This is a genomic window from Bradyrhizobium sp. HKCCYLRH2047 (assembly GCF_051168175.1).
In the GTDB taxonomy this organism is placed as follows: Bacteria; Pseudomonadota; Alphaproteobacteria; order Rhizobiales; family Xanthobacteraceae; genus Bradyrhizobium.
On sequence record NZ_JBNPUM010000002.1, the window covers coordinates 784,670 to 807,065 of the forward strand.

A 22,396-nucleotide genomic window follows, 5' to 3' on the forward strand; every position below is an offset into this window, starting at 1 on the left:
TGTTGAATAAGACTGCGGGTCATCTTTCTTGGTCGACAAGCACGGCCGGTGGTTATGGGTCCCCGCTTTCGCGGGGACGACAGTTGTGGTTGGCGTTGGCAGACGGGCCTCGATGATGCTCAGCGCTGCGCCAGCTGCTTGTTGTCAGACGCCGCCCCGTCCCGCGCGCCCATCGCTGCCACCTGCGTCTTCAGCAACGCGCCCGGCCGCACCCGCTGAAGGCCGTTGACGACCACGCGCTCGCCGGGCTTGAGGCCGGCGGAGATGATGCGCAGGCCATCGACGCTGCCGCCGAGGCTGACCGGGCGATAGACAGCGCGCTCATCGTCGCCGACCACCATCACGAATTTCTTGTCCTGGTCGGTGCCGATGGCGCGCTCGTCGAGCAGCACCAGCGATTGCTGCTGCGGCTGGCCCATGCGCACGCGCGCGAACTGGCCGGGGATCAGCCGGCCGTCCTCGTTCTTGAACACGGCGCGGACGCGGATCGTGCCGCTCTGCCCGTTGACCTGATTGTCGATCAACTGGATATGGCCGGATGCCGTGATGCCGCCCGAGGTCGTCATCTCGACCGGGATGCGGTCGAGATTGCCGCGTTTGCCGGAGCCGTCGGCAATCGCCGACAATGCGCGCAACACCAGCTCTTCGGTGGCGTCGAAGCTCGCATAGATCGGGTTGACGGACACCAGCGAGGTCAGCACCGGCGAGGCCGACCCGGCGGCGACGAGGTTGCCGACGGTGACCTCGATCCGGCCGACCCGGCCGTCGACCGGCGCGCGCACCTGCGTGTAGTCGAGATTGAGTTTTGCGGCCTGCAACGCCGCTTCCGCGGCCTTGACGTTGGCGATCGCCTCGCGATTGCCGTTGTCGCGCTGGTCGTAGTCGCGCTTGGTGACGATGGAGTTGCCGACCAGCTGCGCGCCGCGCTCCAGCTCATTGGCGGCGAAGGCGGCGCGGGCGCGCGCCGCTTCCAGTTGCGCCTGCGCCCGGTCGACCTCGGCGGCGTAGGGCGCGGGGTCGATCTTGAACAGGACGTCGCCGGCCTTGACCAGCGAGCCCTCGGTGAAATTGGTGCCGAGAATGGCGCCGGCCACCCGCGGCCGGATCTCGACCCGCTCGACCGCCTCGAGCCGGCCGGAGAACTCGTCCCACAGGCTCGCCTGGCGCGGCTCGACGACGGCAACCGTCACGGGGACGGCCTGTTCGGGGGCCGCAGCCCGGGCCGCATTCGGCGCAGGACTGAAGTGGAAATATTGGGAGCCGGCGTAGGATCCGGCGGCAATCACCATGCCGGCTGCGGCGACGGTGCCCAGCCACCGCTTCAGGCGGCCGGAGGAACGAATTTCGGGCGAAGGCATTGGCGCGCTCCAGATTTGTAGTGCTCGCTACAAATGTGGCGCTGGCAACCCGTTCGCAAGAGACTTATGTAACGGATGCTACGAAAATAGTAGCCCGACTTTCGGCGACTGCGCCAGATCAAAGAAATCGCGTTCAATAACAACTAGATAAGAATCAGACGGGGCGGAGACGGGAACAGGAGTTTTGCACATGGGCATCGGACGGCCCCGGACTTTCGATCGCGACACCGCGCTGGACCAGGCGATGGAGGTGTTCTGGCGCCATGGCTATGAGGGCGCGACCATCGCCCAGCTCACCGACGCCATGGGCATCAACCCGCCCAGCCTCTATGCCGCGTTCGGCAGCAAGGAAGCCCTGCTCAAGGCCGCGCTCGACCGCTACACGGCGCGACGGGAGGCCTGGATGGACGAGGTGCTGAGCGCGCCGACCGCCCGCGAGGTCACCGCGCGGATGCTGATGGGCGTCGCCGAGAAACAGACCGATCCCTCCAATCCGCCCGGCTGCCTGCTGGTGCAGGGCGGTCTCGCCTGCGGCTCCGGCTCCGCCAACGTGCCGTTCGAGCTCGCGGCCCGCCGTGCGCAGACCGAGGAGCAGCTCCGGCACCGTTTCGAGCGCGCCAAGCGCGAAGGCGATCTGGCCCCGGCCGCGGATCCGGCCGCGCTCGCGCGTTACGTCTCGGCCGTGATCACGGGCATGAGCGTGATGGCCTCCTCCGGCGGCGACCGTGAGGCTCTGGCCCAGGTTGCGGCCGTGGCGATCAGGTCGGTCGAGGAGCAGTCTGTGCGGGCGTAATGCCCGGTCGCGCGGAGCCAAGCCGCCATGCGACATTCTCAAGCTGTCTCCATCTGTGTGTTCGCGAAGCCCCGAGCAGGCGTAGGAGTGACGGCCTGTGAGATCGTAGCAGGATATCGGCGTTTTCCGGACCGTCAGCCCGCAGCCGTTAAAGCGCACCTTCGCGATGCCGGGCTTCGATCTGATTCCGGGCCGAATAGAGCGCTCGCAACCACCAGCCGCTTAGTCCCGGCGCGTCCGACGTCGCTCAATCTTGTCCGAAGGAGGCCTGCTCTGGAGCACCGTCCGCATGATGCCGGCGAACAGCAATGCTGCGGCCGGCCAATGAAACCAGACTCTGTGCAGACCGGTGAAAACATTGATCAGAAGCAGAAAGCCGGAGACCGTGAGGGCCATTGCGAGGGGACGAGGCAGGCTCGCGAAGTGATCCGCGATCGAGGTGATCGACGTGGATCGCGCATCGCCGTCGCGAAAAGGAGGTGGAGCGCTCGAGGCCGCAAACGCGCGCGCATGGAGGGCGCCGTCGTCAACCGGGAGGTCGGGTCGCTGGCCGGAACGGCCGCCGATCGTGACACGATAGCTGGTCACGGGGGCAACATTCTTCAGCGGTGGCTGGCCAAGACAGTCGAAGCCGACAGTCAGTTTGTTGTGCACCTGGTCGTAGACGGGGGCCGAGACCACGATGCCGCCGGGCTCGGCCAGTTCTTGCAGGCGCGCCGCGATATTGACCCCATCGCCGAAGATATCGGAACCATCCACCATCACATCTCCCAGATTGATCCCGATGCGAAACTGCATCTGGTGTCCGTTGGATGGCGTGGGCTTCTGACTGATTTCCTGCTGAATTTCGACGGCACACCGCACGGCCTCGACGACACTGGCGAACTCGGCGATCACGGCATCGCCCCAAGTATTGACGATGCGCCCGTCATGGCGCTCCACCAATCCTGCAATGGCCGTGCGGTAGCGGCGCAGCGTCTCCAGCGTACCGGCTTCGTCGGCTCCCATGAGGCGGGAATAGCCGTGCACATCCGCGCACAGCACTGTCGTCAACCGCCGTTTCAATTTATCGTCCGCCATGTAGCCGATCGTAGCCTCATCGATTGCCAAATGCATCAGGCATCATCCGGCGCAGCGGGATCAGGCCGCGCTGTTTTCCGTCCCATGCGCTGTGCGGCGGTCGCCCTTCGCATGGGTCTCTTGCGCTTCCTGATGAGGTCCGTTTCTTTGTGGGCCTGCATCGCCGGCCGGGCCGGTGCGCGCCTGCCTTTCCTCGCAACCACCGGGTTCAGCCTTCATGCGTGTCTTCTCCGCCGCCCTTGCCACCGAGACCAATACCTTCGCGCCGATGCCCACGGGGCTCGCGACCTTCCATGAGCGCGCCTACTTCCCCGCCGGCCAGCACCCGGACAAGATGCAGATGCATGGCGGGCCACTATGGGCTGCGCGCCAGGTTGGGCCGTCCAAGGGCTGGACGCTGATCGAAGGGCTGGTGGCCGCGGCCGTGCCCAACGGGCTCGTCACCCGCGCCGCGTTCGAAACCCTGCGTGACCAGATCCTTGCCGACCTCAAAGCCGCGCTGCCGGTCGACATGGCGCTGATCGGCCTGCACGGCGCGATGATCGCCGACGGCTATGATGATTGCGAGGGCGAGCTGCTCGCGCGGATACGCGAGATCGTCGGACCCGATGTGGTCGTCGGCGCCACGCTCGACCCCCACGTTCATATGAGCGAGCTGATGGTCAGAAGCGCCGATCTTCTGATCTGCTGGAAGGAATATCCGCACACCGACATTCTCGAGCGCGCGCAGGATCTGGTGAAACACTGCACCGAGATCGCCGAGAAGCGGCTGAAGCTGCAGAAGGCGCTGGTCGACACCGACATGATCGTCACCCTGCACACCACGCGCGAGCCGGTGCGCAGCTTCGTCGACCGCATCACCGCGCTGGAAGGCAAGGACGGTATCGTCTCGGTCTCGATCGTTCACGGCTTCGGCTGGGGCGACACGCCGTCCATGGGCACCAAGGTGCTGGTCTATAGCGATGCCGCCGTCGATCCGGACGGTGTCAGGGCGAAGGCGCTGGCACGCCGCCTTGCGGACGAACTGATCGGCATGCGCGAGGCGGTGACCGAGCGCATGCCCGGCGTCGATGCCGCGCTTGACCAGGCATTGGCGACAGACGGCACCATCGTGCTCGGCGATGCCAGCGACAATCCCGGCGGCGGTGCGCCCGGCGATTCCACCTTCATCCTGCGCCGGCTGCTCGACCGCAACATCGGCAATGCCTGCCTCGGTCCACTCTGGGATCCGATCGCGGTGCGCATCGCCTTCGATGCCGGCGTCGGCGCCAAGCTGCCGCTGCGGATCGGCGGCAAGATCGGGCCGCTGTCGGGTGATCCCGTCGATGCGACCTGGGAGATCAAGGCGCTGAAGGAGAACATGGTGATGACGGGCCTCGCCGGCACGCCCGCCAAGCTCGGCGATTGCGCGCTGATCGCGAGCAATGGCGTCGAGGTCGTGATCACGACGTTCCGCTGCCAGGCGTTCGGCACCGACTTCTTCACCCAGCTCGGCTGCGATCCTGCCACGCGCAAGCTCGTCGTGGTGAAATCCGCCCAGCATTTCCGCGCGGCATTTGCGCCGATCGCGGCCGACATCATCATGGTCGATGCGCCCGGCGTGGTCGCGCGCGACGTGACGACGTTGCCCTACAAGAAGATCAAGCGTCCGAAATGGCCGCTCGACGAGCTGCCGCAACCATCGCGCGCATGATGTCCCAGAATGCGACGATCATCGCAGCGACGTTAACGTTCGGAACGCGGCTGGAACGAACCGCGTCCGAATCGCTTGCGAATCAGGGTTTGAAATCTGTTCACGGCTAGATGTCGTATCTCTCCGAGATGGCGCGCAACATGCAGCGCCGGCGATCCTGATCGCGCGGCTCGGCTTTCGCGAGAAGGTTAAAGGCGCAGAGGCGCGCCGGCGTCGTTGGAGAGAAAGCTACGACCCCGCATGCGGGGGCGGGCCCGCTCACGTCGTCGACGATCCGAACCGTCGCATCCACGCCGCCCTCAGACTGATCGGTGTCGGCGAGAACGGGCCCGGAGGCGCGCGCGTGATCAGGGCGACCAGCAGGAGCGCGGCGATCGCGAGCCAGAAGCACAGCCAGAACGCGTCGAGATAAGCGAGCACGTTGGCCTCGCGCTGGACCTGCGCGGCCAAGGTCCCGACGGCGCGCGCCTTGGCTTGGCCGCCGCCATGCGCGGCGAAATAGCCGGTCAGCCGTTGCAGCGCGCGCGCGACGTCGAGGTCGCCGCTCTGGATGTTGAGGCCGAGATAGGCCGAATGCAACTGCTCGCGCACCCGCAGCCACGTTCCCATCAGGGCGACGCCGATTTCGGCGCCGCCGAGCCGCATCACCTGGATGTAGGCCGCAAAGGAGGTCGCGCGGGCCGGATCGGAATTCGACAGCGCGAGGATGATGATCGACAGCAAGGTCAGGGCCTGTCCGATCGACTGCAGCACGACGATGACGATGAAATCCTCGCGCGCCCAGGCATGGGTGATCTGGGTGCCGAGCAGATTGGCCGCCGCGAAGGCGCTGAGACCGAGCACGACGACGATGCGGGGATCGAGATGGCGAAGCAGCACGATCGACAGCGGCACCAGCACGATCATCGGCAGCGCGCCATAGAACAACAGCAGCGAGCCGCTCTGCTCCGGCCGCAACTGCGTGATCGTGGCGAGGAAGTTCGGCACCAGCGACGCATTCGAGAGGCTGGTCAGCGTGTAGAGCAGGATCACGACCAGCGACAGCCCGATGTTGCGCGAGAACAGCACGTTGAAATGCGCCCATGGCTGCGGGGCGAGCGCCTCGTTGACGAGGAACAGGACGAACAGCGCGGCGCCGCCTGATAGCAGCGCCATCACCGTGCCGGATTGCAGCCAGTCGAGCCGGTTGCCCTGGTCGAGCCCGGCATAGATCATCGCCACGGCGCTGCCGAGCAGCAGCATCCCGCCCCAGTCGGCGTTCTCGAGCAGCGTGCGGTTGACCGGCTCGGCTGGGGTGCCGAGATAGACCATCAGCGCCATCAGCGGCGCCAGCACGACGCCCTGCCAGTACAGCCACTGCCAGCCGAGATGCTCGACGTAGAAGCCGACCAGCGAGGTCGAGGTATCCAGCGCGAAACCGACCCGGATCGCATAGATCGAGATCGCCGGCAGCCACCAGCGGATCGGCAGGTTGCGGAAGATGATCATGAGCGTGGCCGGCACGAAGGTGCCGAGCAGCATGCCGTGGAGGATCGCGAGCGCGATCAAGGTCGGATAGTCGCGCACGAACGGAATGATCAGCGACAGCACCGCGTAGATCAGGCTGGGAATGCCGAGCACACGGCGCAGACCGAACACGGTCGCGAGCCACGCCACCGCCGGCGCGATCACGATCTGCGAGCCGATCGCCGCGGTGGACAGCCAGGCGCCCTCGTCAAAACCGAGCGAGAACGCGCCGCGCAGATCGGGCAGGCCGACCGAGGTCAGCCGGCTGTCGAAATTCGCCAGGAACGAGCCGAGCAGCACCGCCCCGACGGCAAACAGCGGATGCGCCGCCTGGCCGCCGCGCGACAGCGGTCCGCGATCGGTCTCACTTGGTGCCATCGGCCTGGCCGGCGGTGCGGATGTGGGTCTCGACCGACATGCCCGGCAGCAGCCGCGCGAGCAGCGGCTGGTCGCCGTCGAGGGCGATGCGGACCGGAATGCGCTGCACGACCTTGGTGAAGTTGCCGGTGGCATTGTCGGGCGGCAGCAGCGCGAATTGCGAGCCGGAGGCCGGCGCGATCCGATCGACGCGGCCATGCAGCCTTTGGCCCGGGAACGAGTCCACGGTGACCTCGACCGGCTGGCCGGGCGCGACATGGGTGAGCTGCGTTTCCTTGTAGTTGGCAATGACGAAAACATGCGGCAGCGGCACCACCGCGATCAGGCTGCTGCCGATGTTGACGTAGTCGCCGACCTGCACCTGGCGCTGTCCGACGACGCCGTCGAATGGCGCAGTGATCCTGGTGTAGCCGAGCTTGAGCCGCGCCGCGGCGAGCGCGGCCTTGGCGCCGGCGAGATCGGCGCCGCGCTGCTTCTTGGTGCCGGTGAGCACCTCCAACTGGTGGCGCTGGGCGGCGATCACCGCGCGGCTCGCGCGCACGTCCGCCTGTGCCTTGGCATAGGCGGCCGTTGCCTGTTCCAGCCGCTGCTTGGTCCCTGCCTCGCTCTGCGACAGCGACTGCTGGCGCTCCTCCTCCTGCCTGGCCAGCACCTCGGCCGCGCCGGCCGAGACCTGCTGCGCTTCGGCCTGGGCGATGGTCGCGTATTGCAGCTCGACCTGGTTGCTGAGGTTGTCGAGCGCCGCCTGCGCCGCTTCGACATTGGCCTCGGCCTGCGACACCTGTGCCTCGTAGTCGGCCGGATCGATCTGGACCAGCAGGTCGCCGGCCTTGACCTGCTGGAAATCGCTGACCGCAACCTTCGTCACCTCGCCGGCCACGCGGCTCGAGAGCTGCGTCAGGTCGGCGCGCACATAGGCATCGTTGGTCGACTGGGTCGTTGCGTTGCCGGTCCAGGCGTTCCAGCGCGTGGTCGCGAGCGCCACGAAGGCGAGCGCTGCGATCACCGCAAGCAGCGGAATGCCGAGACGCGCCCAGAGCCCGGGCGCCGCGGCGGACGAGGGGGGCGGCGTCGATGCAGCGCGCGCCGCCGCGTCGACGTTACCAGGTGTTTCACTCAAGGAAGCCTCCTGCATCGGCCGACGCTGATCAGTCCGACGACTCGTACCCCATTCTGCGCCGCGTGCCACCTGGACTCTGGGTTGTGAGCCATGCGCCGCGGGGCATGGACATCTGCGCGCCGAACGGAACCGGCAGGCGATCGGACCGTGATGAAACAGCTAACAGGCCAGCAGGTTGAGCACAGGCACAGCCTGCGATCGCCGCGCCGGAATCGCGCCAACGACATCGGCGCTGCACTCGCTGCCGCGACCAGCCCGCGCATGATGTCCCAGAATGCGACGTCGCGCGCGCTCACGTTAACGTTCAGAACGCGACTTGAACGAACCGCGTCCGAATCAGCGGCGCAGCCCGGTACGAGGTCTGTTCACGGCTAGATGTCGTGCTGCCATCGCGTGACATCAGCTATTCGGCATCACCTGACCGCCACCGGACGACCGGCCGGGGTGCAAGACCGTTAAGAGCGCGCAGAGCGGCGTGCCGCCAAGCGGTTGTCGGTGACGCCGGCCGGCGCGCTGCCCGGTTGCAGCGGTCGCCGCGCTGGGTCACATTTCGCATCCGCGACTGGGTCCAGCCGTTCGCTGATCAGAAGGCCTTCATGCATGGGTCACAACGGAGCGATCCTGGTTGCCGGAGGCGCCGGCTACATCGGGGCTCATTGCTGCAAGGCCGTTGCCGGGGCCGGCTACGTGCCGATCTGCTACGACAATCTGTCCACCGGCCATCGCCGCTTCGTGCGGTGGGGACCGCTGGTGGTCGGCGACATCGCCGACAGCGCCAGAGTGGCTGACACCATCCGCGCCCACGGGGTCGGCGCGGTCATGCACCTGGCCGGGCCGAGCACGATCGGCGAATCCGTCACCGATCCGGAGGCATACTATCTCAACAACGTCGCCGGCAGCCTGCGCCTGCTGCAGGGCATGCGCGAGGCCGGCTGCGCGCGGCTGGTGTTCTCCTCGACCGGCGCGGTCTATGGCGACGCCGGGCGGGATCCGATTCCCGAGAGCGCCGCGGGATCGGCCCTGAATCCCTACGGCCGCTCGAAATACATGATCGAGCAGATACTGGCGGACTATCAGGCGGCCTACGGCCTGTCGGCCATCGTGCTGCGCTACTTCAATGCCGGCGGCGCCGACGCGTCAGGCCTGATCGGTGAGCTGCGCGATCCCGAGACGCACCTGATCCCGCGGGCGCTGATGGCGATCCTCGGCCATGTGCCGGACTTCGCGATCTTCGGCACCGACTATGACACACCCGACGGGACCGCGGTGCGCGACTATGTTCATGTCGATGATCTCGCGGCAGCCCACATCGCGGCAGTGGAGCGTCTGCTGCAGACCGGTTCGGGCGGCACCTACAATCTCGGCACCGGCCGCGGCCATTCGGTGCGCGAGATCGTCGATGCAATCGGCAGCGAGACCGGCGAGCCGGTTCCGCTGGTGGTGCGCGCGCGCCGCGCCGGCGATCCACCGGTCCTGGTCGCCGATCCCCGTCTTGCCCGGCAGGAGCTCGGCTTCGCGGCGCATCGGTCCGATCTCGGCACGATCATCCGCTCGGCCTGGAGCTGGCACCAGACCGCGCACCCCAGGATCGCATGAGGCCGATGCCGCGTGTCGGGAGCTTGTCGGGGAAGTTGTTACGCCGCGGCCGGCGGCGTGTGCGCGAACTCGTCCACGAAGCTCATCTCCGCGCGCTCGTCGTCGACCGACCAGCAGCCGATCTCGGAAGCGCCCCGGAAGAAGTGGACGCTGTGGACCGGTGAGCGGAAATCGTCGCCGCGAATGATCTGGAGCAGCGTCTGCGCCACGCGGCGGTGATCGCCGGGTAGCCTGAGGTCGAAGAATGCGTCGCCATAGCCCGGCAGGATGGTGCCGGCCGAATCGCGAACTTCCATGCGCAACTGAGCCATGCTCGCATTCAACGACAGCAACGGTTTCCGCCCGGTAAATGCCGCCGCGCTTTGGTCTCGATCCGGCGGCACATGCGGCCTCATCATTCGAGAGCTATTGCAGCGTGAACAGACCGAGCGCGTCGCGGACGTCGCGCAAGGTCGCAGTAGTGAGGGTGCGCGCGAGTTCGGTGCCGCGCCTGACGATGTCGAGAACATGGCTGGGATCGCGCGCCAACGCCGCCCGCCGGTCGCGGATGGGCGCGACCACGGCCTGCAGCACGTCATCGAGTCGCCGCTTCACGATGCTGTCGCCGAGGCCGCCTCGGACATAACGCGCCTTGAGGTCCGCAACAGCCGCAGGATCGTCGTCGAACGCGTCGAGATAGGTGAAGACGACATTGCCCTCGACGCGGCCGGGATCCGCGGCCCTGATGTGGCCGGGATCGGTGAACATGCGGCGGACGGCATCGCGGATCTCGTCCGCCGTGGCGGAGAGCGGAATCGTGTTGCCCTGTGATTTGCTCATCTTGGCCTTGCCGTCCACGCCGGGCAGGCGCCCGACGCTCGGGATCAGCGCGCGTGCCTCGGGCAGCACCTCGCTGCCCGCCTGGCGGTTGATGCGGCGGACGATCTCGTTGGTCTGCTCGATCAGCGGCGCCTGGTCGTCTCCGACCGGCACGATGGTCGCCTTGAAGGCGGTGATGTCGGCCGCCTGGGCGACGGGATAGCACAGGAAGCCGGCCGGAATATCGCGGCCGAAGCCGCGCGACTGGATCTCGTCCTTGATGGTCGGGTTGCGCTCGAGCCGCGCCACCGTGACGAAGTTCATGTAGAGCAGCGTGAGATCAGCCAGCGCCGGCAAATGCGATTGCAGGCAGATGGTCGTCATCTCCGGATCGATGCCGACGGCGAGATAGTCGGTCGCGATCTCCAGGACGTTCCGGCTTACCCTGGCCGGATCATGGGCGTGGTCCGTGAGCGCCTGGGCATCGGCCAGCAGCAGGAATTGCCGATGCGTGGATTGCAGCGCGACGCGGTTCCGCAGCGAGCCGACATAGTGGCCGAGGTGCAGGGGGCCGGTGGTTCTGTCGCCGGTCAGGATGACGGGACGGTCTGGCACTGAGGGACGCATTGTGGTTCTCCAGGAGTGAGAACCGCCGCTCGATCGAGCTCTTCGATGCTGTTGATGACAAGAACCGCGTCGCAGGCCGATGAACGGCGGCGACGGGCGATCAAAGACGAGGCCGTGCCGCTCCTAGATGGAGCGCCACCACATGTTCGCGCGCAGGGTCTCGGTCTTGATCATCGGACCGATATGGCCGAAATCGCGGATCGACGCAACCCGCTGACATGCGCCGAGCGCGGCGCGATCCGGCCATTCCGTCTATTCGAGATCGATCGCATGATACTGGCCGGTCTTGTCGAGCTGCGTGCCCCAGACCTTGTGCAGCGCCTGGTGGTCGGAGGGGCCGAAGCTCACCTTCGATCCAACGCCGAGCTCGTAGTTCTGCATCGATTCGAGGACGTCGACCAGCGACTCGGTGTCGACGGCGGGACCGGCGCGCCGCAGCCCTTCGATCAGGACGTTGGCGGTGAGATAGGCTTCCAGGGACGAGTAGTCCGCCGGCTCGCCGGGGAAATATTTGGCGAGCGCCTTCTTGTAGTTCAGGGTGACGGAGGCGTAGCCGTCGACGGCCGGCGTGACCTGGGTGCAGATGACGCCGTCGGCATAGCGCGGGCCGAGCACCATCAGCTCGCTGGCGAGGCCGGTGCTGCCGACGCCCGAGATCGTCGCGTAGGTCATGTCCGGATAGAGGTCGCGGGTCTTCTCGATGAACTTGGCCGCGGCGCGGAAGGTGGCGACCAGCACGACGGCCTTGATCGCATGCTTCTGCCGGCGGAGTTGCGCGATGGCCTCGTCGACATTGACGGTGTTGCGGCTGTAGCTCATGCGGAAGGCGTCGCCCGCGCCGCCGCGCAGCGCGTGCATCGCCTTGCTGACGCCCTCCCACCCCGCGTCGCCATAGGCGTCCTGCTGGGTGAGCACTCCGATCTCCTGCGGTCGCAGCTTGCGGCTCTTGACGAGATAGTTCACCAGCGCATGGGCTTCCTCGGCGTAGCCGGCGCGGTAGTTGAAGACGTAGCGGTCCGGCGGGTCGCGGCGGAGCGAAGGAGCCCCGGTGAAGGCGCCGAAATACAGCGCATGGTGCTCGAGCGCGTAGGGCACCGAGATCAGGGCCGTCGGGCTGCCGTAGTTCTCGACGAAGCCGAACACCTTGTGCTGCTCGTAGAGCTCCTTCATCGCGTTCAGCGTCCGCGTCGGCTCATAGGCATCATCGGCCGTGTAGAGCTTGAGCTGCCGGCCATGCACGCCGCCTTCCTCGTTGGCCTGCGCGAAGGCGAGGTCGATGCCGAGCTTGAGCTGATGGCCCATCTCCCGGGCCGGACCCGAGAACGGCGCCGCCATTCCGAAGCTGATTTCGGTGTCGGTCACGCCCTGGACCGAGGGGCGCGCGCTGGCCGGCGGCGCCGCCGCGGCATTGGCCATCCGCGTGTCGAGCTTCGGCGCGTGGTCCTCCTCCCTCAGAGGCATGCTCTGGTCCGGCGTGACCACGGGGACGGCGCTCGCGAACGCTCCGGTCGGGAAAGCATCCTGGACCGGCGCGACTGTCTGCGCGGCGCGGACCGGCAGCGGGGCGACTGTTGCCGGCGTCGTCACCTCCGCACTGCCGTTGGCGGAGAGCGCAGCGGTCCACCGCGTCGGAAGCCGCATCGCGGCAAAGCCGGCCACGCCAGCGGCGACAGCCACGAGCCCCAGCACGCTCAGCACGCCGAGCAACCGCCGCTCCCGTGGCGGCGGAGGAACCTCCTGCACGCCGTAGCGCGACGCGAATTCAGCGGGCGTGGGCCGGTCGTGCTCGTCGCGCCACGATTGTTCAAACATCGGACGCCGGCCGTCGTCGTAGCCGGACGGGAATGGCGGATCGCGGTCGTCATTGGGCGCACGCAAATGTCTCACGATTTCCCCCTTGGCTCGCGCGTCATGGACTCGTTGGAGTTTTCTTCTTGATCGCGCGGCCGTCATACGCTGCAGGTTCTGCCGGCCGGATGAGTGTGGCCATGCGTCGAGATCTGCGCACGTCACAGGACCAGCACTCATCATCGCGTGCTGGTGGCTCGACTGTCCCAGACATGTTGTCTGGAACAAGTCCGAACGTCGACATGATACTGCGAAGCAATGCGGCGGTTGTTTGTTCGCGCCGTCAATTCCGGCTGAACAACGCGAGAGCTGCGCCGGCATGAGGGCAATTAGCTAAGACAACAAGTAGACGTGAAGCAGTCGAGCCTGGTTGTTGGCATCAGGTGCCGACGATGCTGTTCGCCGGCGCCAAGCCTCTCGTCAGTGGCCGGCTTTCTCCTCCGCCACCAGTCCCGTCACCATCGCCTTCACCATGGTCGCGATCTGCGCGCGCAAGGCGGCGAGCGGCACCGCGATCAGCTTCTGCTCCAAGCCGAGCGCGACCATGCCGTGGACGGCCGAGAACAGGCTGCGCGCGGTGACGCTGATGTCGTCGAACGAGCGCTGCGGAAACAACGCCGCCAGCGGCTGGTGGATGTGACGGAACAGGTGCATCTGGTCGGCGATGGCCCAGTCGGGCAGCGGCTTCTCGGGCGCCATGCGATGTTCGAACAGCGCGCGCCAGAGCTCGAGATTGTGGGCGGCGAAGTCGCAATAGGCGATCGCGATGCGCACCAGCGCAGCCTCGGGGCCGGGAGGGCCCGCGCCCTCGGCTGCGGACAGGTTGGCATCGAGCCGCGCCAGGGTGCGTGATCCGACCATCAGCACGAGCTCGTCGACATCGGCGACGAGATTGTAGACCGCGCCATTGGCGACGCCGATCTCCTGGGCGAGATCGCGCGTCTTCAGGCCGGCGAGACCCCGCGTGCGGATCATCCGCTCGGCAGCCTCGATCAGGGCTTCGCGCTGTTTTGCGCGTCTTTCCAGTGTCTTGGACATTGTCGACCAAAATATTGAGCGTCGCTCAAAATATTCCTTGAGCGCCGCTCATGATTGCGCTAGAAGAAATCCTATGAGCAATGCTCATAACAGGGAGTTCACAATGTTCAAGACCGTTCTGACGCTGTTTCGGGGCACCGTGGCCGTCGCGGAGGAGGAGCTGCAGGACCGGACCGCGCTGGTGATCCTGGATCAGCAGCTGCGTGACGCCGCCGCCGCCGTCGATCGCAGCAAGCGCGCGCTGGCTCTGGCCATCGCGCAGGACCAGCAGGAGGGCAAGCGGCTCGAGGCGACCTTGGCGCGGATCACCGATCTCGAGGTGCGCGCCACCGCAGCCCTCGACGGCGGCCGCGAGGATCTGGCCCGCGAGGCGGCGCACGCGATCGCCGGCCTCGAGGCCGAGCGCGACGCCGCCAGGACGGCGCGGGCGCTGTTCGCGACGGAGATCACGAGGCTGAAGAGGCATGTCGTCAACGCCGAGGCGCGCATTGCCGAGCTCGATCGCGGCCGGCGGATCGCGCGCGCCTCCGAGGCCGTGCGCAATCTGCGCCGCGGCGGCATCGAGGCGGCGCGTCCTTACGAGTGCACGCTGCCCGAGGCCGAGGCGACGCTGAAACGGCTGCGCGAGCGGCAGATCGAGGCGCAAGCCGCGGACGAGGCACTCATGGAGCTCGATGCCGCGACGGGGCCGATCACCACGGCCGAGAAGCTTGCCGAGCAGGGCTTTGGCCCGCGCATCAAGACCACTGCCGACGACGTGCTGGCGCGGCTGAAGGCCGGCCGCACCGCCCCGGCCAACTGAATTTCGTCACCCCCGATCGAACGCATCAACAACCACTGCCATCATAGGAGCCGACCATGAACCAGAACACCCAGCCGCACAGCAGCGCCTTCATCACCTTCTCCTACGCCTCCTTCGCCGCGTCCGCCTTCCTCGTCGCTCTCGGCGTCTTCTTCATGCCGATCGATCTCTGGATGAAGGGCTATCTGACGATGGGCATCGTCATGCTGGTGCAGACCTGCGTCACCCTGACGAAGACGCTGCGCGACCGTCACGAGAGCGGCAAGCTCGTCAACCGTATCGAGGACGCCCGCGCCGAGCGCCTGCTGATGGAGGTGTCGAAGGCGGCGTAAGCCGGCAGTCGCAGCCCCCTTGCTTCCTCGGTCTATGGCATCGATCGTATCGGACGAGATGCATGCGACGCAGAAGCGTTCAATTGGTTACTCCGTCATGCCCGGGCTTGTCCCGGGCATCCACGTTTTTCCGAGGGCGCCGCACGGCGTGGATGGCCGGGACAAGCCCGGCCATGACGGCGTGGAGGCAGGACGTTCATGGAACAAGGGAGGGATGGAGCGGCCCAAGCATGGCTGCCATTCAGACTGCGTTTACCTTTGCCGCCGCTCCGCCTCTCATCATGATCGTGCATTAACGGCGTCAGGTTAGGTCAGTCGGATCTGGCCATGATGCTAGGATGCCGGTGACGGCAGGCATGGTCTGGCGGGTGGGTCTACAAGTGAACATCGTCGCAGCAGTGGGGCGTATCCGACGCGGCATCAGCTTCTGGCTGACCGCGCTCGGCCAGGAGGCGATGGACCTGTCGCTGCGAACCCACGCGGAGTTGCGCACGCGCATCGTCGAGAGCCCGGGGACGACCTTGGATGATGCGGCGCTGGCGGCGCTCGTAGCCGATCTCCGCACCATCGCCGGCAAGACGCTGCCGGCCGGCGAGCTCACCTATGGCATTTTTTCAGGCCAGCGCGAGCCGCTCGCGCGCGCCATCATCACCGTGGTGTCGGAGGAGGCGGGCGGCCGGCCGATCGCGTTCAACGCGCTCGCGGTGATGCAGGTCGAGCGCGACGGCGACGCCCAGCAGGTGCTGCATCTCGGACTGGTGATGGTCGACCCGGACGCGCGCGGCAAAGGCCTTTCCGGCGTGCTCTACGGCCTCACCACGCTGCTGCTGTTCATCCGTGACGGCCTGCGGCCGAAATGGATCTCCAACGTTACGCAGGTGCCGGCGGTGGCCGGCATGGTCTGCGAGACCTTCTCCGACGTCTATCCGTCGCCGCTGCCGCAGGCCCGGCCGAGCTTTGCGCATCTTCAGCTCGCGCGCGGCATCATGCGGGCGCATCGGGCGGTTTTCGGCGTCGGCGACGAGGCCGGGTTCGACGAACAGCGCTTCGTCATCACCGACGCCTATACCGGCGGCTCCGACGCGCTCAAGAAGACGTATGACGACGCGCCCAAGCATCGCGACCCCGTCTACAACGGCTTCTGTGCGCGCGAGCTGGACTACACCAGGGGCGACGACCTGCTGCAGCTCGGCCGGATCGACCTCGCCGCCGCCCGGCGCTATCTGCTGCGCGAGATCCCCTCGGACTCGCTGCCGGCGCTGCTGGCGACCTCGGCCGTGCTGGCGCTGCAGCGGATGATCCTGCCGCTGGCGCACTGGCTCGACGATACCAGGACGTTCGGCACCTTGCGTCCGCGCCGGCCGACCGGCGAGCCCACGCCATGACGGCCGGCATCGTTGCCGACTCCATCGTCAACCTCTGCGGCGCGATCGGCCTCGCGGTGGCCGCCGCCATGCTGCACCGGCGCGATCCCCGGGGACCGCTGACGGCGCGGCTCGTCGTTCTGCTCGGGACGGTCGCCTCGCTGTTCCTGCTGCGCGGCGTCGCCTGGTGGACGGACAATGCTGTCCTCGACCGCCTCTCGCTGATTCCGGCGGCGCTGATCCCGCTCGGCGCGCTGGTGGTGACGGAAGGCCTGCTGCGCCGGCACGCGCATCGCGCGCTCAAGGCAATTGCCCTTGCCGGCGGCGCGGCTCTCGCGATCGCCGGCGCGCTCGGTCCGGTCGCGTTCGAAAGCCACCACACAATCGTGCTGTCAGCCTTTCAGCTCGCGGGCTTTGCGACCTGCGCCTGGCTGCTGCTTCGCCGCGACCGCGCGAGCCTGCTGGCGTGGGAGAACCGCGCCATCGATCGCGTCGCCTTCGGCGCCATCATGGTCATCCCCTTCATCATCACAGATTTTCGCGTGCTGGCGCCGGGCATGCCGGTGCGGCTCGGCGCATTGGGCGCGCTGCTGGCGGTGACCGCGATCCTGATCGCCGGCGCCAGCGCGGAGACGCAGCGCCAAAGCGGGCTGCTGACAATGTTGCGGATCCTCGGCGCCGCCTTGCTCGGCGCTGCCGCGGCAGCGCTCTCACCGGAGGTCGACGCTGCGCAACTGATGCGTTTCTGCGCGGTCGCCGTGGCCGGCGTGCTCACGATCGGACTGATCGGGGACGCCTTGCGCGCGGTGCTGCAAGCCCGCGAGCCGGGCGTGCTCGACTCGATCGGGGCGTCGAATGCGGCGACACGCGACGCTCTGATCGCCGAGCTCACGCGCCAGCCGGTCTTCGAGAGCGCACGCCGTTGCCGCGAGGATGAGCTGATTGCCTATGATCCGCCGCTGCTGCGCGACTTTCTCGCGTCGAGCCGGGTGCTGCGCCGGGCCGATGCGCCGTGGCGGCGGGCGGTCGCCGATCCGGCCGTCGAGCGCATGGTGGCGCTGATGGATGCGCGGCATGCGACGCATGTGATCGTGCTGTCGCACCAGCCGGTCGATCTCATCGTGCTCGCGGTCTCCGTGATCTCGGCCGATCCGGCCACGGAAACCGCGCTCGCGCTGGTCAGGCGCCTGCTGGTGCAGGCGCCTGATCCTCAGGACGTCACGCCCACATGTGATGGTGGGCATGCTGATGCTGTGACATGTCCATCATCGGCCCTTCCATCATCGGACCGTCCATGACGAGGGTCGCCGGAGCGGCGCTGGCGGCGGGCGCCGCGCTCGCCAGCATGATCACGTTCGAGGCGGGCGCCGCCGTGATGGCCGCCAGGACGGCGGCGGCGTCGGCACTGTTGCCGCCGCCGGTGGTCGCCAGCACCTGGCCGATCGTGGTGCCGTCGACATTGTAGGCGCCGCCATTGACCGGGATGTTGTTGCCGCCGACATCGGCTGCGTTCTGGTGCATCTGGTCGGCGGCCGCGGCGACCAGCGCCTTGTTGCCGGCCTGGAAGCCCTCGAGGATCTTGGCGATCTCGGCGCCGAGCGTGCTCTGGTCGCCGAGCAGCTCGTTGTCGAAGCGGGCCTGGAAGATGCCGCCCTGCGCCGCGTCGAAATCGGTGACGTCCTTCTTGAACGTCATCAGGTCGGCGGTGACCTGCGCCATCGCGGCGGCGTCGCCGGCATTGACCGCCGCGATCGCCGCCTTGCCGAGCGCGTTCGACTGGGCGATGAACATGGCCCAGAAATCGGTCTGCGCCTGGTTGTCCTGATAGGCCGGCGTCGGATTGAGGAAGTCGCCGAAGCCGGTCCAGCCGTTGAGGCCGTTCTGCTGCGCCATGTTGGCGAGATTGGTGTCGCCGGCGACGATGTCGATGATGTCGAGGAAATCGTCGTTGAGCGCGCGACCGATGTCGACATTGCCGGCCGCGCCGTTGATGTGGGTGTTGACGAGCGCGAGCTGGTCGATGATGGCGAGCGCGTGCACGCCGGTCAGGCCGCCGAATTGCAGCGGATTGGCGGCGACCAGCGCATTGAGGCCGGCGATCAGCGCGTCGACATCGTCCTGGATGATGTCGACATTGCTGTCGTTGACGCCGCCGATCAGCCGGTTGGCGGCGTCGTTGAAGATCAGGCCGAGCTCGGCCAGCGTGCCCTTGGCGGCGGTTGCGGCCGTCACGCCCTCGGGCAGCAGCGCCGGCGCCTGCAGGAAGCCGGTGACGCCATCGGCGTTGGTGGCCTTGCCCGTGAGGTTCGGATCGTTGTTGACGACGTTGAGGATGTCGAGATGCGCGTTGCGCAGCGCGGTCTCCGCAGCCGCGATGCTGCCGAACGCGCCGCCGCCGGTCACCGACGCCATCGCGGCATCCTGCGCGACCGTGATGTCGGCGAGAATCTTGTTGACGTTGGTCAGCGTCTGCCCGGTGAACTGGTTGGCGGCAACCATCGCCTTCAGGCCATCCTGAATCACGGTGAGATCGCCGGTGTAGTTGTAGACGCTGCCAAGCCCCTGGCCGCCTTCGTCGACCACGTTCCGCCACAGCCCGCCTTCCAGAAAGCGCGTCGCGTCGTTGAACACCACGCCGAGGTCGGCAAAGCCGAGCGCGGGCGTCGGTGGCGTGGGTGTGGGAGGTGTCGGCGTGGGCGGCATCGGCGCAGGCGCCGGCTGGCAGTGATGATTGTGATGATGATGGTGGTGGTTGTGATGATGGTGATCGTGGTGACTGTCGTGATGGTGACGATGATGGTGCGACATGTCCGACGTACTCCCCAAGGCTGCGCACCACTGCGGATGAGCCGAGGCAACGGGGCGCGGCTGACGCGGGTGCGGATGATGCGGGCTATCTGCTGCCCGCTTCGTGGCTGCTTCGCGCAAGGAATGTGGAATGCGTCTGCGTCAGATTGTCGTGCGGCATACGGGGGGCGCTGCCGCACAGCTGCGACATCTCACCGCTTGACGGGTGAGGGGCCGCTTCAAGAGCACGCGACCCGCGGCGATGTCGCGCCACGGCAAATCAGTGAGTTGCAAGAGCGCTCGACCGTCGCGATTCGGTCGATGCTGGACGTTCCGAACGCACGCGGAGCGCCTTGCGACGATCCGACGCGTCCGGCGAAATGATGCTGAGATCCAGAGCAACGACGGGCCGCCGCTCCGATGTGGCCGGATCATGGCGATTTCTTTGCGAAGGCCGCGAATGCGTCGGCGTAGTCGGCATGCCAGCGCGACAGCGGCGGCCGGTTCTCGACGATGTCGCCCGCGGCCCACAGGATGCGCCGCTCGTCCAGCGCGCGCGGCACGTCGTTGTCAGGGCACAGCACGTAGAAGTCGCCGGCCGCGACGCGCTCCAGCATGAAGTCGACCGTCTGCTCCGGCGTCCAGGCTGCGGCCGGCTTCTCGACGCGGCCATTGGCGGTCAGCGGCGTGAACACGAAGCCCGGAATGAACAGATGCGCTGTCACCTGGCAGCCGGGCGTGTTGCGCAGCTCATGCTGCAGCGCCTCGGTGAACGCCTTCACGCCGGCCTTGGAAACGTTGTAGGCGGGATCGCCAGGCGGCGTGGTGATGCCCTGCTTGGAGCCGGTGTTGATGATCAGCGCCGCCCGGCCTTGTGCGATCATGCCGGGGGCGAACACCTGCGCGCCATGGATGATGCCCCACAGGTTGACGCCGAGGATGCGCTGCCAATTGTCGTCGGCAAGCATCTTGCTGCCCGGCTGGATGCCGGCATTGTTCATCAGCACGTCGATCGCGCCGAACCGCTGCCGCACCGCCGTTTCGAGCGCGACCACGCTGTCCCGGCTGCTCACATCGACCGTGGCGGTCATGACCGCAGCCTCGCCACGCTTGGTCGCAGCCGCGAGCCTGGCGGCGGCGTCGCGCAGCCGGGCCTCGTCGATATCGGCGATGCAGACGTTCATGCCGCGTTCTGCAAAGCGCATGGCGGCGGCGAGCCCGATGCCGGAGGCGCCTCCGGTGATGACGGCGGTGTGGTCGGCGGACAAGGCAGGGTGAGACACGGCAGGTTCTCCGGCATGACGATGAGATGCTGGTGTATGATGTCCCGGCGCGGCCGCAAGATCATCCCGCTGACGGCAAGACGGGTTTTTTTGCGGCTACAACGCGAGCCGCATCAGTCCGGTCACAGATGCACCGCGTCGGCTGGAACCGGCTTACGACGCGGTTCTGGCCGCGCGGGCCTTCCGTGGCTTCTCGATGTCGCTGCGCAGCGCGGCGAGATCCTTCTTCACGGCATTGGCCGCGTCGCGCTCGATGCGCCGGTAACGTTCGACCAGCTGCGCGCCGAACGCCGTCAGCGCCGCGCCACCGCCATTGCGGCCGCCGGTCTGCCGCGCGACCGCGGGCTGCCGGCATACCCGGTTGATCTCGTCGACGAGGTCCCAGGCCCGCTTGTAGGACATGTCCATCGCGCGCCCGGCCGCTGAGATCGAGCCGTGCCGCGCGATGTTCTCCAGAAGCGCGATCTTGCCCGGCCCGATCCGGCTGCCGTCATCGAGATCGATGCGCAGGCTGAGCGAGGGCAGGGCGTTCGCTTTCGGCATGGAGGGTCTGCTCATACTGACGTGGGGCGGACATTGCCACCATCATGTTTTGCGAACAAGATGATGCCAATCGACAATCGCAACGACATCTGGGGACGAAATGCTGCCTGCGCTGTTTTCACCGCTCACGATCGGTCCTTATCACCTCAAGCATCGCGTCGTGATGGCGCCGTTGACCCGCATGCGCGCCGCAAAGGAGACGCTCGCGCCGCGGCCGCTCAACGTCGACTATTATGCGCAGCGCGCCACGCCGGGCGGGCTGATCATCGCCGAGGCCTCGCCGGTCGCGCCGACCGGCACCGGTAGCCCGAACGTGCCGGGCATCTATAGCACGGCACAGATCGCCGGCTGGAGGCAGGTCGTCGACGCCGTGCATGCCAAGGGCGGATTCATCTTCCTGCAGCTCTGGCATGTCGGCCGCGTCTCGCATTCCTCGTTCCAGCCGGGCGGTGCGTTGCCGGTGGCGCCGTCGGCGATCGCGATCGGCGACGATCTCAAGGCGATGACGGCGGACGGCAGGCCGGCGGCCTACGAGACGCCGCGTGCGCTCGACACCGACGAGATCCCCGCGCTTGTCGCCGCCTATGGCCAGGCCGCGCGCAATGCGATGGCCGCCGGCTTCGACGGCGTCGAGGTGCATGGTGCGAACGGCTATCTGATCGAGCAGTTCCTGCAGACCCGCAGCAACCAGCGCACCGACCGCTACGGCGGCTCCATCGAGAACCGCTGCCGCTTCCTGCTCGAGGTGACCGAGGCCGTGATCGCCGCCTGCGGTGCCGACAAGGTCGGCGTGCGGCTGTCGCCCTATGGCATCGCCAACGGCTCCGGCGAAGCCGACCCGATGCCGCTCTACACCCATGCGATCGAGGCGCTCGACAAGCTGGGCATCGCCTATCTGCACCTGATCGAGCCGCGCTCCTCCGGCGCCGGCCGCGCCGACGTCAACTGGCAGAACGTGCCGTCGGCGATCGCCCTATTCCGGCCGATCTGGAAGGGCGTGCTGATCGGCGCCGGCGGCTTCACCGGCGAGCCGGCGGAGGCGGCGATCAAGGCCGGCCATGCCGACGCCATCGCTTTCGGTCGCTACTTCATCAGCAATCCGGACCTGCCGGCACGCCTGCAGCACGGCTGGCCCTTGACGCCCTACAACCGCCCGACCTTCTACGGCGGCGAGGAGAAGGGCTACACGGATTATCCGGTGTATCAGGAGACAGCCGAGGCGTAGCCTCCGCTCTCTCCACGTCATTGCGAGGAACGAAGCGTACGATGATCGACGCTCTTCGCTCGTCTCTTTCCACATCGTCATGCCCGGGCTTGTCCCGGGCATCCACGTCCATCCAAGCGTGCCGACCGACGTGGATGGCCGGGACAAGCCCACGGCTGTCCGGTTCAGACAGACTGGACATGGTGCATGGCGTGGATTCTTCTGCGGTCTTGAGCATCGCCAAAT

Annotated in this window: 19 protein-coding genes; 8 read left to right on the forward strand and 11 right to left on the reverse strand. The window is 67.2% G+C overall.

The window, feature by feature from the left end; all coding sequences use genetic code 11:
- Positions 1–119: 119 nt before the first annotated feature.
- Positions 120–1,358: an efflux RND transporter periplasmic adaptor subunit gene (locus ACQR1D_RS07130; RefSeq protein WP_434839674.1), complete on the reverse strand. Its 1,239-nt coding sequence runs from the start codon at positions 1,356–1,358 to the stop codon at positions 120–122.
- Between the two features lie 190 nt (positions 1,359–1,548).
- On the opposite strand from ACQR1D_RS07130, the gene ACQR1D_RS07135 reads away from it, so the two are divergent.
- The gene (locus tag ACQR1D_RS07135) at positions 1,549–2,151 is read left to right on the forward strand and encodes a TetR/AcrR family transcriptional regulator (protein ID WP_315801856.1); all 603 of its coding nucleotides are present in this window, start codon (positions 1,549–1,551) and stop codon (positions 2,149–2,151) included.
- A gap of 222 nt (positions 2,152–2,373) precedes the next feature.
- Here ACQR1D_RS07135 and ACQR1D_RS07140 read toward each other — a convergent pair whose 3' ends face one another.
- Positions 2,374–3,231, reverse strand: coding sequence for an adenylate/guanylate cyclase domain-containing protein (locus ACQR1D_RS07140; RefSeq protein ID WP_316217226.1), 858 nt, complete (start codon positions 3,229–3,231; stop codon positions 2,374–2,376).
- 217 nt (positions 3,232–3,448) lie between these two features.
- Between ACQR1D_RS07140 and ACQR1D_RS07145 the strand changes: the two genes are divergently transcribed.
- Entirely contained in the window at positions 3,449–4,924 is a 1,476-nt protein-coding gene (locus ACQR1D_RS07145) for a M81 family metallopeptidase (RefSeq protein ID WP_434839675.1), read from the forward strand.
- Positions 4,925–5,182: 258 nt separating this feature from the next.
- On the opposite strand, the gene ACQR1D_RS07150 is transcribed toward ACQR1D_RS07145, so the two are convergent.
- Positions 5,183–6,808 carry an MFS transporter gene (locus ACQR1D_RS07150; protein WP_434839676.1) on the reverse strand — a complete coding sequence of 542 codons (1,626 nt, stop codon included), beginning with the start codon at positions 6,806–6,808 and terminating at the stop codon, positions 5,183–5,185.
- Positions 6,795–7,928, reverse strand: coding sequence for an HlyD family secretion protein (locus ACQR1D_RS07155; protein ID WP_434839677.1), 1,134 nt, complete (start codon positions 7,926–7,928; stop codon positions 6,795–6,797). The genes ACQR1D_RS07150 and ACQR1D_RS07155 overlap by 14 nt, the downstream gene beginning before the upstream one ends.
- A 600-nt stretch (positions 7,929–8,528) precedes the next feature.
- Between ACQR1D_RS07155 and galE the strand changes: the two genes are divergently transcribed.
- Positions 8,529–9,524 carry a UDP-glucose 4-epimerase GalE gene (gene galE / locus ACQR1D_RS07160; RefSeq protein WP_434893721.1) on the forward strand — a complete coding sequence of 332 codons (996 nt, stop codon included), beginning with the start codon at positions 8,529–8,531 and terminating at the stop codon, positions 9,522–9,524.
- Between the two features lie 38 nt (positions 9,525–9,562).
- On the opposite strand, the gene ACQR1D_RS07165 is transcribed toward galE, so the two are convergent.
- From ACQR1D_RS07165 to ACQR1D_RS07180, 4 genes are all read right to left on the reverse strand, one after another.
- A complete protein-coding gene (locus ACQR1D_RS07165; RefSeq protein ID WP_315801861.1) occupies positions 9,563–9,907 on the reverse strand; it encodes a hypothetical protein in 345 nt (114 codons plus the stop codon).
- 22 nt (positions 9,908–9,929) lie between these two features.
- Complete coding sequence (gene trpS, locus ACQR1D_RS07170; protein WP_434839679.1) at positions 9,930–10,949, reverse strand: tryptophan--tRNA ligase; 1,020 nt, start codon at positions 10,947–10,949, stop codon at positions 9,930–9,932.
- A gap of 252 nt (positions 10,950–11,201) precedes the next feature.
- Positions 11,202–12,836 carry an ABC transporter substrate-binding protein gene (locus tag ACQR1D_RS07175; protein WP_434893720.1) on the reverse strand — a complete coding sequence of 545 codons (1,635 nt, stop codon included), beginning with the start codon at positions 12,834–12,836 and terminating at the stop codon, positions 11,202–11,204.
- 381 nt (positions 12,837–13,217) lie between these two features.
- Complete coding sequence (locus ACQR1D_RS07180) at positions 13,218–13,835, reverse strand: TetR/AcrR family transcriptional regulator (protein WP_315801864.1); 618 nt, start codon at positions 13,833–13,835, stop codon at positions 13,218–13,220.
- Positions 13,836–13,938: 103 nt separating this feature from the next.
- Between ACQR1D_RS07180 and ACQR1D_RS07185 the strand changes: the two genes are divergently transcribed.
- The 4 genes from ACQR1D_RS07185 to ACQR1D_RS07200 all read left to right on the forward strand — a co-directional run bounded on the left by ACQR1D_RS07185 (position 13,939) and on the right by ACQR1D_RS07200 (position 17,631).
- A complete protein-coding gene (locus ACQR1D_RS07185) occupies positions 13,939–14,637 on the forward strand; it encodes a PspA/IM30 family protein (RefSeq protein ID WP_434893719.1) in 699 nt (232 codons plus the stop codon).
- A gap of 56 nt (positions 14,638–14,693) precedes the next feature.
- The gene (locus tag ACQR1D_RS07190; protein WP_315716622.1) at positions 14,694–14,969 is read left to right on the forward strand and encodes a YiaA/YiaB family inner membrane protein; all 276 of its coding nucleotides are present in this window, start codon (positions 14,694–14,696) and stop codon (positions 14,967–14,969) included.
- 380 nt (positions 14,970–15,349) lie between these two features.
- Positions 15,350–16,354, forward strand: coding sequence for a hypothetical protein (locus ACQR1D_RS07195; protein WP_434893803.1), 1,005 nt, complete (start codon positions 15,350–15,352; stop codon positions 16,352–16,354).
- Positions 16,351–17,631, forward strand: a complete 1,281-nt coding sequence (locus ACQR1D_RS07200) for a hypothetical protein (protein ID WP_434893718.1) — start codon at positions 16,351–16,353, stop codon at positions 17,629–17,631. Before ACQR1D_RS07195 ends, ACQR1D_RS07200 begins: the two co-directional genes overlap by 4 nt.
- Here ACQR1D_RS07200 and ACQR1D_RS07205 read toward each other — a convergent pair.
- The 3 genes from ACQR1D_RS07205 to ACQR1D_RS07215 all read right to left on the reverse strand — a co-directional run bounded on the left by ACQR1D_RS07205 (position 17,552) and on the right by ACQR1D_RS07215 (position 20,946).
- The gene (locus tag ACQR1D_RS07205) at positions 17,552–19,141 is read right to left on the reverse strand and encodes a hypothetical protein (RefSeq protein WP_434893717.1); all 1,590 of its coding nucleotides are present in this window, start codon (positions 19,139–19,141) and stop codon (positions 17,552–17,554) included. The genes ACQR1D_RS07200 and ACQR1D_RS07205 overlap by 80 nt on opposite strands.
- Before the next feature lie 410 nt (positions 19,142–19,551).
- On the reverse strand, positions 19,552–20,403 hold the full coding sequence (locus tag ACQR1D_RS07210; protein WP_316217158.1) for an SDR family NAD(P)-dependent oxidoreductase: 852 nt from the start codon (positions 20,401–20,403) through the stop codon (positions 19,552–19,554).
- A gap of 153 nt (positions 20,404–20,556) precedes the next feature.
- Complete coding sequence (locus ACQR1D_RS07215) at positions 20,557–20,946, reverse strand: winged helix-turn-helix domain-containing protein (RefSeq protein WP_316179535.1); 390 nt, start codon at positions 20,944–20,946, stop codon at positions 20,557–20,559.
- A gap of 100 nt (positions 20,947–21,046) precedes the next feature.
- Here ACQR1D_RS07215 and ACQR1D_RS07220 point away from each other — a divergent pair, with 100 nt between their 5' ends.
- The gene (locus ACQR1D_RS07220; protein ID WP_434893716.1) at positions 21,047–22,171 is read left to right on the forward strand and encodes an alkene reductase; all 1,125 of its coding nucleotides are present in this window, start codon (positions 21,047–21,049) and stop codon (positions 22,169–22,171) included.
- The last annotated feature ends 225 nt before the right edge of the window (positions 22,172–22,396 follow it).